The sequence below is a fragment of the Flavobacterium sp. genome (assembly GCF_043760115.1).
In the GTDB taxonomy this organism is placed as follows: Bacteria; Bacteroidota; Bacteroidia; order Flavobacteriales; family Flavobacteriaceae; genus Flavobacterium.
Genome location: NZ_JAYUPK010000153.1, coordinates 1 through 15,999, shown reverse-complemented (window position 1 = coordinate 15,999; position 15,999 = coordinate 1). Strand labels below are relative to the sequence as shown.

Sequence of the window (15,999 nt, the reverse complement as noted above, 5' to 3'; positions counted from 1 at the left end):
ATGACCCAAATAACAACTTGTACTTTTTTTAAATTGGAACATTTTTCCAACAAATTTTGGGCTTTTGCGCAAATGCAACTAGGACACGCACATTTCAAAAATATCGAAGGATTAGTATTTTACAAACTTTTAGGTTCTGGAGCCGAAAATGGTTTTAGTTCAAAACCAAACTTTGGAACGTATGCGTTATTATGTATTTGGGATTCAGAAGCGAAAGCAACAGCATTTTTCGAAAATAATTCATTTTTTAAAAAATATAAGTCTAAAAGTACCGAATCGTTTACTGTTTTTGCACATTCAGCAGAAGCACACGGAAAATGGGACGGAAAGCAACCATTTATTTCTCATGCAACATTGGCGTTAGACAAACCAGTTATGGTGTTAACCAGAGCGAGTATTCGAATTTCAAAATTAATTTCTTTTTGGAGAAGAGTTGGTAACGTAAGTAAAAGCTTGGAAGATTACAACGGATTGGTACTTTCAATTGGGGTTGGCGAATGGCCATTGATACAACAAGCAACCTTAAGTATTTGGAAAACACAAGCCGAAATGATTGATTATGCTTATAAAAATGAAAAACACAAAGAAGTTGTACGACTAACCAGAAAACTCAAATGGTACAAAGAAGAACTGTTTGCACGATTTACTCCTTATAAATTTTCAGGAAAATGGAATGGTAAAAATGTAGAAAATTTGTTGAATGCATAGTTTTAAGAAAAGCACTTTTATAAATTCCTCCAAGAGAAGAAAATAAAATTACTCCTAAAACGGAATAGATTTTTTAAAAATCATAAAAATTCCCCAATTCATTCAATTGAATTGGGGTTTTGCTTTTATAATTGATACCTTTATAATTATTAAATAAAATTTTATGAAATTGAACATTGAAATTAAATCTATTTATTCTATAGATGAAATAAACAATTATTGGTCTAATGAAGATTACATTGCCTTGCTAGAAGCATTTGGTTTTGACGATGGAAAATCAATCAATCCAGAAAATTTACAAGAAATGTTATTCATGGCAATTAGTGATTTTGAACCTAATAAAGCTGCTCAAATTGTACTTACTTACAAATTATCAAGTGATTTAAACGAAGGTCAAATTGAACAAATTTCTAACGATATGCTTATTGATAAAGTTTGTGAAGAGTATCCAGAAATTCATTTACACAAGCATTTATTTTCGATAAATCAGTTGGTTTATAAAGCGTTTAATGGAACTTTTCCCAATGCGAAAGCTAGTTTAATAAAATTTTCAGTTTCTAAAAATGAATTAGAAATCTTATCAAAATCGGATGTTTTAAAAGCATTTAATAATGGATTAAATGACAGTAATCTTATAAGAAGATTGTTTGATGAACCAATGACTACGAATGCTGATTTTCCTGATGCTGAAAGTATCATTTGGGAATTAAATACAGCTAACAATTTAAATTTTGAATTAATTACATCTGAATATTGGTTAGATAGAGAATCCTTTTTATCAAATGAATTTGAAGGAGAAATTTTAAAATTAGAATAAAATAATAACTTGTAAATTAAAACCTCAATTCATTTAGTTGAGTTGGGGTTTTCGTTTTTTTGGCTATGGTCAAGAATTTATATTTATTTCTAATATTTTTTGCCACAAATTAAAAGATTAGAAGGATTTTAATCTTACAAAAAAGCATAAAAAATATATAAAAATATTTGTAATCAGTGGTTTAAGGTTTATAAAATATTATTTAGACTAAAGCCATTTTTTTTAAACCATTTAGATATTAAGGTTCATTAAGTTTTACAGCTCTTAATGAACCTTAATATCTAAATGGTTAAAATTTCTTCTTTATTTTTATTGACCCACAATTAGCGATAGAACCAATTTATAAATAAAACAAAAAATCCTCTCATTTCTGAAAGGCTTGTTATTCTATAAAATTTGCTTATTCTTTTACGAATTTGCTAGTTGTAGTTCCTTTATCGGTGGTTACTTTTATAAAGTAGTTACCGGTTTTTAAATTTGATACCTCAATTGTGTTTGAAGGATTAGTTGTTGTTAAAACCACTTGTCCCAACATATTATAAATTGAAATAGACGTCATTTCAATTTCGTTTTTTACTTCAATATGCAATAAATCTTTAGCAGGATTTGGGTATAAAACGAACTCGTTTTCAAAAACAAAAGCATCATTATTCAATGCTTGAAAAGTTGAAGTTGCTGTGTTGGTTACAATTGGAAAATTATAATCAAAATAGATATTTGCTTGATTGCTAATGGTGTTTCCAACGACTAACGTTGATTTTGTTTTGATTTTAAAAACCACATAACCATCATTATTGGCATCATCAAAAGGAAGATTGATGTTTTCAAAAATGAATTCTACTTTGTTGCCGCTTATTCTTGTTGTGCAACTATGAGAAGCATCGATCATTTGTAAACTTGAAATATCAAATTTTGAAACATCTATCATATCTTTTACTACAATATTTTGAGCAGGAAAAGTACCAGTGTTTTCAAAACGAATTTTGTAATGCACATATTTTCCAATCATGCTTGGGTTGATGGTGTTGCCTTCTAAACACGTTTTGTCATTAGGATCATAAGAATTTACAACCGTTTGATTTAATGCAGCAGTATTGTCAATTGGTGTTTCATCAGTATTTAAACCATTTATTGTTGCAGAATAACTCAAAATAGCACCAGCATTTACGGCTGGAGTTTCCATAGGAGAATTTACATTTAAAGTTACAATAAATTCACCCGATTGAAAAGGTGCAATTGTGCCAATATTCCAAGAAAGCGAACCTACATTTTGAGTGATTGGTGCTAAAGTTGCCCCAACATAATCTAAAACGGCATCGTTATAATTAAAAACCAAAGTTGCTGTTTCAGACATATTTCCTTTGTTTTTGTATTTAATTTTATAAGCAGCATCAAAACCAGGACGAGCTGGAAGTAGCGGAATAACGATCACTTCAAGATCGTGATGAACACCATTTGGCGTTATACAAAAATTTTGAGAAAACGGACTTGTAGCAGTTGGAAAAGTAACTGATGCAGTAGCTGGAGAAACAGTAAAATAAGTTGGATTTTCAAATTGTGGAGTTATTGTGTGTGTGCCAGATTGAACAGGTATTGAATAATTGCCTGAAACGTTTGAAATTATACTTCCTGAAACAGTTCCATCAGTAATATCGAATTTTAAATTTGGATAATTTGAATCATTAGTATCACATCCGTTATTGTTAAAATCAATTTTTTGAATCCCTTGTATAGTATAAAATGTTCCGCCTGGGTTAAAACTGCAATAACTGTTTACATTACAATAATTATAAGCATAAAGCAGTGCTCTGTTCTTTACAAATGTTATATCATCTTCATCTGTACAAATATAAGCAATGTTATCATTTGTGAAAAAATCTAATGTCAACCAAGAATTAGGGTTGTTATTTTTTATTTTTAGGGAATTTAGTTGATTAATATGACAATATAAGATTCTTAATTTTGATAAACCTGATACATCAATATCTGATATTTGATTATTAGCACAATTAAAATATTTTAAATTTACAAAAGCATTTACTCCTGTTACATCAATAATATTTGATGCAGGTACTCTAAGAAACTTAATCAGAAGTGCTTCACTAACCTGAATTTCTCCATCATTATTAATGTCAATTTTATTGTGTGTAGATACGTAACCATTGTCGTTGGGTTCTATAGTCGAAGCAATATTATCACTAGAACTAGCAGCCAACAATCTCGCCTTAAAAACTGGATCAGGAATGTTCACAATCTGCGCATGGGCAACTGCTAAAAAAAGAAAAGTTACTAGGGTAATATAGAATTTTTTCATAAAATTTTAAGTTTTGGATGTCAAATATAAAATAATAAATGTAACCATTCTACTACCAAGCGATGAAAATCAAAAAAAGGCTGTATTAAAAATGAATATTATTTAAGCATTTTTTTTCGATATACTGATTTTCACATCCAAAACCCATAAATTCAAATAAAATCAACTTTTATTACAGTTAAAAATGTGATCGTAACAGAATAAAAATGCTTCGTAAAGCTATATTAATTTATTGTAATTAAATTAAAAAACATCATTTAGAAAATTGTACTTTATGAAAAAGTATAATTAATTATTGTATTTAAAATCAACTAAAAATTTTAAGATTTTCATAATATTTATATGAATTGAGATTTTCATTTTTATAAAATAATTTTTTAATCGAAATCATTCACTTGAATTGGGGTTTTTTGCCTTAAAAATGTTAACGTTATTTTCATTAATTTTGAATTTCAAATACATTATTATGAGTGAACTAATTAAAAGCATAGATTATAAAAATTGGATATCCAATTTAAAATTAAAAATTAAGCAAAGTCAAATAAAAGCAGCTTTGGCTGTTAACAGTCAATTGATACTATTGTATTGGGATTTAGGCAAACAAATTGTTGAAAAACAAGAAAATTCAAAATGGGGTTCTGGTTTTATAGACCAGTTAAGTAAAGATTTGAAATTGGAATTTCCTGACATTGGTGGATTTTCGTCAGATAATCTACGTTATATGAAAGTATTTTATTTGTTTTATATTAATGAATTTACAATTTCCGAACTAGCTGTTCGTGAATTAAAAAATCCTGAAACCACAAATAACGAACAAGTTGTTCGTAAAAATAAAAATGAATTAAATTTAAATCAAATTGCAGATAAAATTCCATGGGGTCATCATATTTTAATTTTAAAAAAAATAAAAAATCTTACCGAAGCTACATTCTACATCCAACAAACAATAACAAACAATTGGAGTCGAGCAGTATTATTACATCAAATAGAAAGTAACCTTTACAATCGTCAAGGAAAAGCAGTTAACAACTTTGAGTTAACATTACCCAAATTGCAATCTGATTTGGCAAACGAAATAATGAAAGATCCTTATAGTTTTGACTTTCTACAAATGACCGAAAAGTACAATGAAAACGATTTAGAAAAAGCACTAACCCACAACATAACCCAATTTTTATTAGAACTCGGAACTGGATTTTCATTCGTAGGCAAACAATTTCCTATACAATTAGCGGCTAAAGAATATAGAATAGATTTGCTATTTTATCATTTAAAGTTGCGCTGTTTTATTGTCATAGATTTAAAAGTGGTCGATTTTGAACCAGAATTTGCAGGCAAGTTAAACTTCTACCTAAATCTTATTGATGACCAAATGAAACATGAAAGTGATAATCCAACGATAGGAATGATTATTTGTAAAACCAAAAACACCATAGAAGCTGAATATTCTTTGCGAGGAATTAAAAAACCAATAGGAATATCTGAATACGAATTATTAAAAATACTTCCAGAACAATTTAAAGGAAGTTTACCTTCAATTCAAGATATAGAAGAAGAATTGAAAAATTTGAGTGAAATAATTTGAATTCTGTACACCTTTTTATATTATAATTTTATTTTTTTTGACTTGGTATTTTTTATTTAATAATAATATTTTTTTTAATCGAAAGTATTTACTTACTTTTAAAAAATATTCAACAAATAACAGCATTATACTATAATTTATTGATAAATCATTTTACTATGACTATTATTCTTAATAAAAACTCTTCAAAACTATTAATACTGTTAATTTTAACCAGTAACTTATTCTGTTACAGTCAAAACACTAATACAACAGAATTATATAAATGGTTTGACAACGCAATAGCAAAAGAAAATTTAGAAATTAATAATGGTAAATTATTACTAAATTATGACAAACCAATAAATGGAATTGATAGATTTTATAGCACAATTTTTGAAAATAATAGTGTCCAATTTGACAATCAAATTTATAATGATGTCACATTAAATTACGATGTTTTAAACGATGATGTAATTATAAAACCGCTTGGCGTTAATGACAGAAGACAAATTATTGCTTTAAAAGAAAACATAGAATACTTTACAATTAATTCTAAAAAATTTATAAATTTAAATTATAAAACTACCAACCTTCCAGTTTTTGTAAATGGTTTTTACGAAGAGAAATTGGTTAATTCAAATGTTATTTTATACATAAAACACTTAAAAAGCAAAAGAAATTTTATCAATGGAGATAAAACCAATGACGATTTTGAAGCATCAAACTCCTTTTTAATTTATTATAATGATGTTTATTATGAAATAAATTCTAAAAAAAATAGTACAACACTTTTTCCTCAATTAACTGAAAATATAGATGCTTTTTATATCAATAATGATTATTTAGAAAGAACTAATAAAACAGAGTTTTACGAAAAGCTATTTAGTATGATAAACGCCAATTTGAAATAAATTTATATGCAAAAAATACAAATTCTTATTACCTTTTTATTTTTATCGTTTACAATTAATGCACAAGAAAACTCAGAAAAAATTTCTGTATCTTTTAAAGATGCGACAATAAAAACGGTTATTGAAATCATTGAAAAAAACTCTAATTACAAATTCTTCTTTATAGAAGATTGGTTGGTTGCTAATGATAAATTGATTTCTGAAAATTATACAAATACAACTTTAAACACTATTCTTGATGACGTTTTAAGCACTTCTGAGTTGAATTATTTTATAGATAAAAACAAAGTAATTTTAACCAAAAACAGTGTTATTTACAATAAACTTCCAGATAATTATTTTGGTGATACTTTAAAAAAAACAGTTACAAATAATAAAATTGAAATAGAAAAACCCATATTTTACAAACAATACGACACCATAAGTAGAAATAAAAAAGACAATGATAAAATTGTTTTTATTGGTAAACAAACATTAAAATCTGATAAAAAAACATTTATTTTATCTGGTTATATTAAAAATTCTAAAACCAACGAACCTTTATCAAATGTATTTATAAAAGTGCAAAATAAAGCAACCAATACCACAACAGATGATTCTGGTTTTTATACTATTGAACTTTCATCTGGAGTAAATTTTATAGAAACAAGTTATGTTAATCATAAAAAAAGTAGTAGAAAAGTTATTTTGTATCAAGATGGAACATTAAACATAAATTTAGAAGAAAACAATAATGTTTTAGATGAAGTTGTTATAGATGGCAAGAAAAATGAAAAAGTAAAATCGGCCGTTTCTGGAGTAATTACAATTGATATTGAAGGCATAAAAAACATTCCATTAATTCTTGGCGAAAGAGATATTTTTAAAGTCGCAGCCACTTTACCTGGAATAAAAACCACTGGTGAAGGTTCAGCAGGATATAATGTTCGTGGCGGAAAAGAGGATCAAAATTTAATACTTCTTGACGATGGTGTAATTTATAATCCGGCTCACTTTTTTGGGTTTTTCTCAGCGGTAAATCCATATACAACCAAAAGTGCAACTATTTATAAAGGAAGTATTCCTGCAGAATATGGTGGCCGACTTTCTTCAGTATTTGATATTACTTCTAAAAACGGAAATCCAACTAAATTTTCTGGCGAAGGTGGAATTGGTCCTGTTACAAGTAATTTAGCATTGAGCACTCCAATTATTAAAGACAAATCTAGCTTGTTAGTTGGTGCAAGAGCAACTTATTCTGGTTGGATTTTAAGATCTTTAAAAGAAGAAACATTAAAGAAAAGTAAAGCATCGTTTTATGACGGAATTATAAAATACAACCATAAATTTAATGCCAAAAATAATTTAGAATCTACTGCTTATTTTAGTAACGATGTGTTTAGTATTTCGTCAGATTCAATTTATAATTACAGTAATCGAATGGTTTCTTTAAAATATGAGCACACTTTTAACGAAAAAAACAAAGGTGCAATTGTATTTACAAACAGTGAATATAAATTTAATATTGATTATGATAATAATACCGATAATTTAAAATCGTTTGACTTTGGTTATAAAATTAATGAAACACAAGCCATACTAAAATTGAATTATACTTTTAGTGAAAAACACAAATTTACTTATGGAATTTCTAGTAAATTATACGGAATTAATCCAGGTTTTCTAGAAGCTAAAAATGCTATTTCATCTATTAAACCAGTTGATGTTGAAAAAGAACGAGGATTAGAGTCGGCAGTATTTATTTCGGATAATTTTAAAGTAAATAAAAAGTTGTTATTAGATTTTGGCGTTAGATATTCTAATTTTTCGGCTCTTGGAAAATCAAGCCAACGAATTTATCAAGAAAATGTTCCTTTAAATGATGCATCTGTAATAGAAATAAAAAATTATAATAACAATGAAGTTATACAATCTTATGGCGGATTTGAACCAAGAATTGCTGCAAGATATTTAATAGGAAAAGATTTTTCAATTAAATTGGGTTACGATAAAACCTATCAATACATTCATTTGCTATCTAGCAATACAACACAAGCACCAACTGATACTTGGAAATTGTCAGATTTAAATGTAAAACCACAATCTGGTCAACAATTTTCTTTGGGATTGTTTAAAAATTTATTAGATAAAGATTTAGAATTTAGCATTGAAGGTTACTATAAAAAATCGAAAAATTTCTTAGATTATAAAGTTGCCGCACAATTATTATTAAACGAAAATATAGAAACAGAGTTGTTGCAAGGCGAAGGAAAAGCATACGGAATTGAATTTTTAATTAAAAAAAATAGCGGTCGTTTAAATGGTTGGTTAGGTTATACCTATTCTAGAACTTTTATTAAATTGGACAGTGAATTTAATGATGAAAAAGTGAACAATGGCGATTATTTTCCGTCTAATTTTGACAAACCACACGATGTTAGTTTAGTTTTAAATTACAGATTTACCAAACGTTACAGTATGTCTAGCAATTTTATTTATCAAACTGGTAGACCAATTACTTATCCAATTGGAAGTTATCAATATGGCAATGCACAATATACTTTGTACAGCGACAGAAATCAATTTAGAATTCCAGATTATTACAGGTTGGATATTGGTTTTAACGTAGAAGGAAATCATAAATTAAAAAAATTAGCTCACGGTTTTTGGAATATTTCTATATATAATGTTTTGGGCAGAAATAATCCTTATTCTATATATTTTGTTACCGATGACGGAAAAATAAAAGCATTTAAAACATCTATTTTTTCTATACCAGTGCCGACTATTACTTACAATTTTAAATTTTAGATTATGAAAAAATCACTTCTAAATACTATTTTAATAATTACATTATTCTCGTTTTTATTCTTTAGTTGTACTGATCCGTATGTACTTCGAACCGATAATTATGAAGAAGCAGTAGTTATTGAAGCCACAATTACTAATGAGTTAAAAAACCAAGAAATTAAGGTTTCTAAAACTTATAAATTTGAAGAAAACGGTCCAACATTAATTGATGACGCAGTTGTAACAGTAACAGATTCTGACGGAACAGTTTTTGAATTTGAGTATGATTCTGGCAGATATATTTCTATAAGTCCTTTTCAAGCAGAAACTGGAAAACAGTATAAATTACTAGTAATTACAGACAACGGAAGATCATATACATCAACTAATGAAACACTTACAACGGTAAATCCAATACAAGATGTAGTTCCAACAGTTACTTTTAAAGATGGCATTCGAGGCGTTGCAATGAATGTAAAAAGTTTTGATCCAACAAATACTTCTAAATATTACAGGTATGAATATGAAGAAACTTATAAAATTATTGCACCAAAATGGGTTCCAGTAAAAGCGATTGTAACTTATACTCCACCAACCAATCCAATTGGAACTATAGATCTAATTCCGAGAACAACAGAAGCTAGAGTTTGTTTTTCTTCTGATAAATCGAATAATTTACTTTTAACAAGCACCAATAATTTAAATGAAGACAGAGTGAATTTTTCTGTTAGATTTATTAAAGGTAGCGATTACACCATTGCCAATAGATACAGTATTTTAGTTAAACAATACGTGCAAAACCTAGCTTCATACACTTTCTACACTACTTTAAAAGAAATTTCTGGTTCTGGAAGTATTTTATCTCAAAACCAACCTGGCTTCTTTTCTGGAAATATAAAATGTGTTGAAAATAATGATGAAAAAGTCATTGGTTTTTTTGATGTTTCTTCAGCTTCAAGTAAAAGGATATTTTTTAATTATAATGATGTTTTTCCTGGAGAAGCACTTCCTAAATATCCATACAAATGCGAAATTAATCCTGAAACTCCTCAAGAAAATGTTTTAAAATTTTGTTTTTTGCCATTTGACTTTACTTGTCAAGGATATACAGTTTTAAGTCTTTTATCATCTGGAACTTATGTTTATTATTCATTTTATGATGAAAGTTATGAAATATATCCAACACCTTGTGGCGATTGCACTTCTTTTTCATCTAATATAATACCTTCATTTTGGATAGATTAAAACACCTTTTAACAGCGATTCTTTTAGTAAGCTTTTCTTGTTCTTTTGCACAATTAAAAGCTGAAACTGCAAATTCTAAAAATTTACTTTCTGTAAACGAAACCTTATTTGTACATACTAATGCATCAACATTTGTAAGTGGAGAAACTTTGTTATATAAAATGTATTGCATAAATACATCTGGCTTTACAACTAGTGAGATTAGTAAAATTGCGTATCTACAATTAATAGATGCTAATAAAAAAGTAGTTTTTAAACACAAATTATTCATAGAAAATGGTGTTGTAGAAAGCGATTTTTTTATAACTCCTAACCTATCTTCTGGAAATTACAAACTTATTGCTTACACCAATTGGATGCTCAATTCTACTATTAATTCTTATCAAATGGATTTGATTATTATTAATCCTTTTCAAATTGATTCAGAAAATAATAGCACAACTGAAACTAATTATGAAAATCCAAATAAATTAGCATCAGAAAATAATGAAGTAACGCTTCAAGTAAACAAAGAATCATTTAATAATAGAGAAAAAGTAATAGTTAATTTAAAAGCTAATTCTTCTGAGTTTTTAAATGGAAATTATTCAATTTCAGTAAGAAAACAGCAAGATTTGCCTTCGTCAGAATCATACAATGCAATTAATTTTTCTAAAACATATGTAAAAAACACAACAGCTACAAAATCAGAATTAATTCTTCCCGAACTTCGTGGTGAATTAATTTCGGGTAAAATTACAGCCAAAAAGTCATTAAATTCTGTTGCTAACAAATATGTTTCACTTTCAATTCCTGGAGAATCCTTTTTATTTAAAACTGTAAAAACCAATTCTGACGGAATATTCATTTTCAATATCGATAAAAAATATAAAAACTCAGATTTCATTTTTCAAATTCTAGATGATAACCGATTGGAATATTCCATTTCAATAGATGATAAATATGAATTTGATACTTCAAATGTTCAATTTTTACCTAAATTCTCTATCAATGAAAGTTTAAAAATAAGTTTGCAAGAACGTTCTATTGCAAGTCAAGTTGAGAATGCTTATTTCTCTAAAAAACAAGATAGTTTGGCTAAAACAACACCCATTTTACCATTTTATAATTCGGTTGGAAAGGAATATATTTTAGACAATTTTACAAGATTTTCAACTATGGAAGAAACTATAACTGAGATCTTGAAAGAAGTCCATTTTGAGAAAAAACGAAAAAAATATTCTATTTATTTGGTTGATTATGATCCCAATACCGATTTAAAAGAAAATTCACTTGTACTTATAGACGGATTAATTCTTCAAGATTTAAATGAATTATTCGAATATAAAACTTCCAATATTTATAAAGTTATAGTCTATAATAAAGGATATTTTTATCAAGGAAAATTATACAATGGCTTTGTAAGTTTTATTACTAAAAATTACGATTACGTTAATTCAATAAAAGGAGATTATTTAGTACAAACTAAAATTCAAATTCCGCAACCTAAGAAAGTTTATTTCAAACAAGTTTATGATGGAAATAATATCAATAACAGAATTCCAGATTATAGAAATCAATTGCTTTGGATTCCTGATTATTCTATTGCTACCAATGAAAATAATATAGAATTTTTCACCTCAGATAGTTCTGGAACTTTTGAAATTGTATTGGAAGGTTTTTCTGTAAATGGCATACCAATTTCTGTTACAAAGAATTTCGAAGTAAAATAATTATCCATTAAACAATTTATTTCTAGATATTGAAACGCCTTTTTTAATTAAATAAGCGTGGTAACAACTTGGAACATCGTGTTCCCATTTTGGCAAAAAATAGATAATTAAATACACGTCAATGTGACCAATTATTCCGAATACTATTGCTATATACAAACATAATCCGCCATATCCAAAACCAATTATTGATACAAAAGCAACAAGCAATGTTAAACCCCAAAGTTTAGAAAGTAAAGCATGTGTGCACGTTTCTTTTCCAAATTTTGAAATGCTAAAAACATACGTCAAAACTTCCATAGCAATCAATAATGATATAGAAAAAGTATTGTTTTTTATAATTTCTGGATTTAATAACCAAGCGCACCAACTTACGCAAAGCCAGAAAACCAAATCGGTTTGACTGTCCATTCGTCTAAATTTTTCTGACGAAACATTCATTTTTCTGGCAATAATTCCGTCAAAAATATCAGATAATAATCCTAAAATTATTAGAATTACCAATTCTGTTCTAATTGTGTTTCCGTATTTATAGGTTAATCCAATTAAAATTGGACCTAAAACTAATCTGAAAATAATTAATAATAAAGGTGTTTTTGCTTTCATAATAAAGAGTTCTAAAAGTAATAAAGATAGTTTCATAAATTTCTAATTTTTAAATTGCCAGTTTATAAAAGGAAGTTTTCTTTTTCCATTTGTATTCCATAATCCAAATTGAAAACCTCTTAAGTTTTTAGAATAATTAAAAAGTCCTATTTGTATTCCATTATCATTTCTAGAAACATTTGAAATTGCTATTTGTAAACCATTTCCATAATCAGAAATATTAGCAATACCAGAAATACAAACACCATTAAATTTATTTGTTCCAATAACGCTACCATTAATAGAAAGTCCGTTCATTTTATTAATTTTTGTTAAAATAGATATATTAATTCCATTAACTTCTGCTCCAAACATAAAACCGCCAGAACTAATATTTAATCCATTAATTTTAAGAATTGTATTCTCATCTAAAATTGAATATGGTGAATTTTGTAATGTTCCATCATTTATTCCTACCACTAAACCTTCAATAGGAATATTAATTCCAAAAGAAATCAATGCTATCGAAATTGGACTAACCTCTAAGTTAATTCCATTTATCTTTTGCATTTTAATTCTTGGACCATCATAATGTCCAACTCCAAAAACAAATCCGTTAACTAAACCAACTTTTGGAGACATTGGAGAAAAACTAAAATGTTTAGTTTTAAGAGAATCTGTACAAATTTCAATTTGAGAAAAAGCTTTAATTGATATTAGTACCATGAATAATATGTATTTCGTTTTCATTTTTAGGTGTTTTTAAATTATCCGACAAATCTCAAAAAATCTATAAAAACCAACGTCCTAAATAATAGAATTTAAATAAATCTGGACAAATTTTTAAAAAAATTTATTTTTTTGTAACTTTTTGTAACTTGATTACGTATAATAACTTGAACACTTTAATTAAAGGAGACACATACAATGAGACAGCTCAAAATAACCAAGCAGGTAACTAATCGTGAAACTGCTTCCTTAGACAAATACTTACAAGAAATTGGTAAAGTAGATTTGATTACTGCCGATGAAGAAGTAGAATTAGCTCAAAAGATAAAAGCTGGTGACCAAAAAGCGTTAGAAAAATTGACGAAAGCCAATTTACGTTTCGTAGTTTCTGTGGCTAAACAATACCAAAATCAAGGATTAACACTTCCAGATTTAATTAATGAAGGAAATTTAGGATTGATAAAAGCCGCACAACGATTTGATGAAACTCGTGGTTTCAAATTCATTTCCTATGCTGTTTGGTGGATTCGTCAATCGATTCTTCAAGCTTTGGCTGAGCAATCTCGTATAGTTCGTTTGCCATTAAATAAAATTGGTTCTATCAATAAAATTAACAAGATGTATGCTTTATTAGAGCAATCTAACGAACGTCCGCCAAGTGCTGAAGAAATTGCGAAAGAACTAGATATGACAGTGAATGACGTAAAAGAATCTATGAAAAATTCTGGACGTCACCTTTCAATGGATGCACCACTTGTAGAAGGAGAAGATTCTAATCTTTACGACGTTTTACGTTCTGGAGAATCGCCAAATCCTGACAGAGAATTAATTCACGAATCTTTACGTACAGAAATTGAGCGTTCCTTAGAAACACTAACTCCAAGAGAAGCCGATGTAGTTCGTTTGTATTTTGGTCTTGGCGATCAACACCCAATGACATTAGAAGAAATTGGAGAAACTTTCGATTTAACTCGTGAGCGTGTTAGACAAATTAAAGAAAAAGCAATTCGCAGATTAAAACATACCTCAAGAAGTAAAATTTTAAAAACCTATTTGGGATAAATTCCAATATAAAAATTCCAAATTCCAATTCTACATTGGAATTTCGAATTTAAATAGCAAACAACAGTCTGATTAACTGTTCGTTTTTTGATTGATGATTGAAACTCCGGCTGATTACCGGAGTTTTATTTTTTTTTCCTCATCCTAAATCCTTCTCCAATGGAGAAGGACTTTTAAAATTTCATTCCAATTTACAAATTTTTTTTGGGCGTGACCTTTCGTCTCGTAAAAAAACGAAACTACAGGTCATGCTTTCGCACTCGCTTTTTTAAATTATTCCACTACGTTCCACAATTTAAAAAGAGCTCAAACAATTGCTCTATCCTTCACGCAAAACGAAGTTGATTTAAAAATATACTACTAATTCAACATTAAATTTTACCTTTGTAAAACATCAAAAAATCTGAAATAATAATAATTTCAGAAAAAAACATAATTAATTTCAGTATCAGTAGATGCTGAACTAAATTCAGCATAAATGAAAAATACCATAATTGCACCATCAATTCTAGCAGCAGATTTTGCCAACTTGCAACGCGATATCGAAATGATTAACAATTCTGATGCCGATTGGTTTCATATAGACATTATGGATGGCGTTTTTGTGCCAAACATTTCCTTTGGAATGCCTGTTTTAGAAGCAATAACTAAGCATGCAACTAAAACAATAGATGTACATTTAATGATTGTTGATCCTGATAGATACATAAAAACTTTTGCCAATCTTGGTGCCAATATTTTGACTGTACATTACGAAGCTTGCACACATCTTCACAGAACGTTACAAGCAATAAAAGCAGAAGGAATGAAAGCTGGAGTTGCCTTGAATCCGCACACAAACATAGATTTACTAGAAGATGTAATTAATGATATTGATATGGTTTGTATTATGAGTGTAAATCCAGGTTTTGGAGGTCAATCATTTATAGAAAACACTTATTCTAAAATTGAAAAACTAAAAAGTTTAATTACAAAAAAAAACGCATCCACAATTATAGAAATTGATGGTGGCGTTACCGATAAAAACGCATTACAACTTGTAAATGCAGGCGCAGATGTTCTAGTTGCAGGAAATTATGTTTTTAAAGCAGAAAACCCAACGCAAACTATTGCTGATTTGAAGAAAATGACTTCTTTATAAAAAAATTTATTCAAATTCAAACAACTCTTTAATTTGAATATTTAAAGCAATAGCTATTGCTTTAACGCTAGAAATAGTAGTGTTTATTTCCCCTCTTTCAATTCTTCCAACTTGTGAAATAGGAATATCAGCAGAATAAGCTAAAACTTCTTGCGAAATTTTTTTGCTAGTTCTTACTTGTTTAAGATTGATGCCAAATCTTTTAATGTATTCTAAATCTTTTACATTATTCACAATGTAAAATTCAACATTGATTAAAAAAATCATAAACGCATGTATGAGCTATTAAAATTTAATTTATATATTTGAGAAATAATTTATTTAATTCCAACCTTTTAACTAAATAAGTACTCTATACTATTAACCACTAAACCAATTAGCTTATGAAACACTTTATTAAAATGGCATTCTATTTGTTATCAATTATTAGTATATTTGG

Annotated in this window: 13 protein-coding genes; 9 read left to right on the top strand and 4 right to left on the bottom strand. The window is 27.8% G+C overall.

Annotated elements, in window-relative coordinates:
- Positions 1-708: a DUF3291 domain-containing protein gene (locus ACH2BC_RS13150; protein WP_395054463.1), complete on the top strand. Its 708-nt coding sequence runs from the start codon at positions 1-3 to the stop codon at positions 706-708.
- A gap of 163 nt (positions 709-871) precedes the next feature.
- On the top strand, positions 872-1,525 hold the full coding sequence (locus tag ACH2BC_RS13145; RefSeq protein ID WP_395054462.1) for a hypothetical protein: 654 nt from the start codon (positions 872-874) through the stop codon (positions 1,523-1,525).
- 400 nt (positions 1,526-1,925) lie between these two features.
- On the opposite strand, the gene ACH2BC_RS13140 is transcribed toward ACH2BC_RS13145, so the two are convergent.
- Positions 1,926-3,839: a T9SS type A sorting domain-containing protein gene (locus ACH2BC_RS13140; RefSeq protein ID WP_395054461.1), complete on the bottom strand. Its 1,914-nt coding sequence runs from the start codon at positions 3,837-3,839 to the stop codon at positions 1,926-1,928.
- A gap of 466 nt (positions 3,840-4,305) precedes the next feature.
- On the opposite strand from ACH2BC_RS13140, the gene ACH2BC_RS13135 reads away from it, so the two are divergent.
- The 5 genes from ACH2BC_RS13135 to ACH2BC_RS13115 all read left to right on the top strand — a co-directional run bounded on the left by ACH2BC_RS13135 (position 4,306) and on the right by ACH2BC_RS13115 (position 12,043).
- Positions 4,306-5,424 (top strand): YhcG family protein, encoded by a 1,119-nt coding sequence (locus ACH2BC_RS13135; RefSeq protein ID WP_395054460.1) that lies wholly within the window; start codon positions 4,306-4,308, stop codon positions 5,422-5,424.
- A gap of 158 nt (positions 5,425-5,582) precedes the next feature.
- Positions 5,583-6,317, top strand: coding sequence for a hypothetical protein (locus tag ACH2BC_RS13130; protein WP_395054459.1), 735 nt, complete (start codon positions 5,583-5,585; stop codon positions 6,315-6,317).
- A 6-nt stretch (positions 6,318-6,323) separates the two neighbouring features.
- A complete protein-coding gene (locus ACH2BC_RS13125; protein ID WP_395054458.1) occupies positions 6,324-9,107 on the top strand; it encodes a carboxypeptidase-like regulatory domain-containing protein in 2,784 nt (927 codons plus the stop codon).
- Positions 9,108-9,110: 3 nt separating this feature from the next.
- On the top strand, positions 9,111-10,331 hold the full coding sequence (locus ACH2BC_RS13120; RefSeq protein ID WP_395054457.1) for a DUF4249 domain-containing protein: 1,221 nt from the start codon (positions 9,111-9,113) through the stop codon (positions 10,329-10,331).
- Positions 10,319-12,043, top strand: a complete 1,725-nt coding sequence (locus ACH2BC_RS13115; protein ID WP_395054456.1) for a hypothetical protein — start codon at positions 10,319-10,321, stop codon at positions 12,041-12,043. Before ACH2BC_RS13120 ends, ACH2BC_RS13115 begins: the two co-directional genes overlap by 13 nt.
- Here ACH2BC_RS13115 and ACH2BC_RS13110 read toward each other — a convergent pair whose 3' ends face one another.
- Complete coding sequence (locus ACH2BC_RS13110) at positions 12,044-12,685, bottom strand: CDP-alcohol phosphatidyltransferase family protein (protein ID WP_395054455.1); 642 nt, start codon at positions 12,683-12,685, stop codon at positions 12,044-12,046.
- 6 nt (positions 12,686-12,691) lie between these two features.
- On the bottom strand, positions 12,692-13,378 hold the full coding sequence (locus ACH2BC_RS13105) for an LA_2272 family surface repeat-containing protein (RefSeq protein WP_395054454.1): 687 nt from the start codon (positions 13,376-13,378) through the stop codon (positions 12,692-12,694).
- A 177-nt stretch (positions 13,379-13,555) separates the two neighbouring features.
- Here ACH2BC_RS13105 and ACH2BC_RS13100 point away from each other — a divergent pair, with 177 nt between their 5' ends.
- On the top strand, positions 13,556-14,419 hold the full coding sequence (locus ACH2BC_RS13100; protein ID WP_007137700.1) for an RNA polymerase sigma factor RpoD/SigA: 864 nt from the start codon (positions 13,556-13,558) through the stop codon (positions 14,417-14,419).
- 478 nt (positions 14,420-14,897) lie between these two features.
- Positions 14,898-15,560 (top strand): ribulose-phosphate 3-epimerase, encoded by a 663-nt coding sequence (rpe, locus tag ACH2BC_RS13095; protein WP_395054453.1) that lies wholly within the window; start codon positions 14,898-14,900, stop codon positions 15,558-15,560.
- Between the two features lie 6 nt (positions 15,561-15,566).
- Here the strand turns inward: rpe and ACH2BC_RS13090 are convergent, their stop codons facing one another.
- Positions 15,567-15,827 carry a helix-turn-helix domain-containing protein gene (locus tag ACH2BC_RS13090; RefSeq protein ID WP_395054452.1) on the bottom strand — a complete coding sequence of 87 codons (261 nt, stop codon included), beginning with the start codon at positions 15,825-15,827 and terminating at the stop codon, positions 15,567-15,569.
- Positions 15,828-15,999: the final 172 nt, after the last annotated feature.

Excerpts from the sequence above, each read along its gene's own strand:
- ACH2BC_RS13150 (WP_395054463.1), top strand. The coding sequence starts at position 1 with ATGACCCAAATAACAACTTGTACTTTTTTTAAATTGGAACATTTTTCC.
- ACH2BC_RS13145 (WP_395054462.1), top strand. The coding sequence starts at position 872 with ATGAAATTGAACATTGAAATTAAATCTATTTATTCTATAGATGAAATA.
- ACH2BC_RS13140 (WP_395054461.1), bottom strand. The coding sequence starts at position 3,839 with ATGAAAAAATTCTATATTACCCTAGTAACTTTTCTTTTTTTAGCAGTT.
- ACH2BC_RS13135 (WP_395054460.1), top strand. The coding sequence starts at position 4,306 with ATGAGTGAACTAATTAAAAGCATAGATTATAAAAATTGGATATCCAAT.
- ACH2BC_RS13130 (WP_395054459.1), top strand. The coding sequence starts at position 5,583 with ATGACTATTATTCTTAATAAAAACTCTTCAAAACTATTAATACTGTTA.
- ACH2BC_RS13125 (WP_395054458.1), top strand. The coding sequence starts at position 6,324 with ATGCAAAAAATACAAATTCTTATTACCTTTTTATTTTTATCGTTTACA.
- ACH2BC_RS13120 (WP_395054457.1), top strand. The coding sequence starts at position 9,111 with ATGAAAAAATCACTTCTAAATACTATTTTAATAATTACATTATTCTCG.
- ACH2BC_RS13110 (WP_395054455.1), bottom strand. The coding sequence starts at position 12,685 with ATGAAACTATCTTTATTACTTTTAGAACTCTTTATTATGAAAGCAAAA.
- ACH2BC_RS13105 (WP_395054454.1), bottom strand. The coding sequence starts at position 13,378 with ATGAAAACGAAATACATATTATTCATGGTACTAATATCAATTAAAGCT.
- ACH2BC_RS13100 (WP_007137700.1), top strand. The coding sequence starts at position 13,556 with ATGAGACAGCTCAAAATAACCAAGCAGGTAACTAATCGTGAAACTGCT.
- rpe (WP_395054453.1), top strand. The coding sequence starts at position 14,898 with ATGAAAAATACCATAATTGCACCATCAATTCTAGCAGCAGATTTTGCC.
- ACH2BC_RS13090 (WP_395054452.1), bottom strand. The coding sequence starts at position 15,827 with ATGATTTTTTTAATCAATGTTGAATTTTACATTGTGAATAATGTAAAA.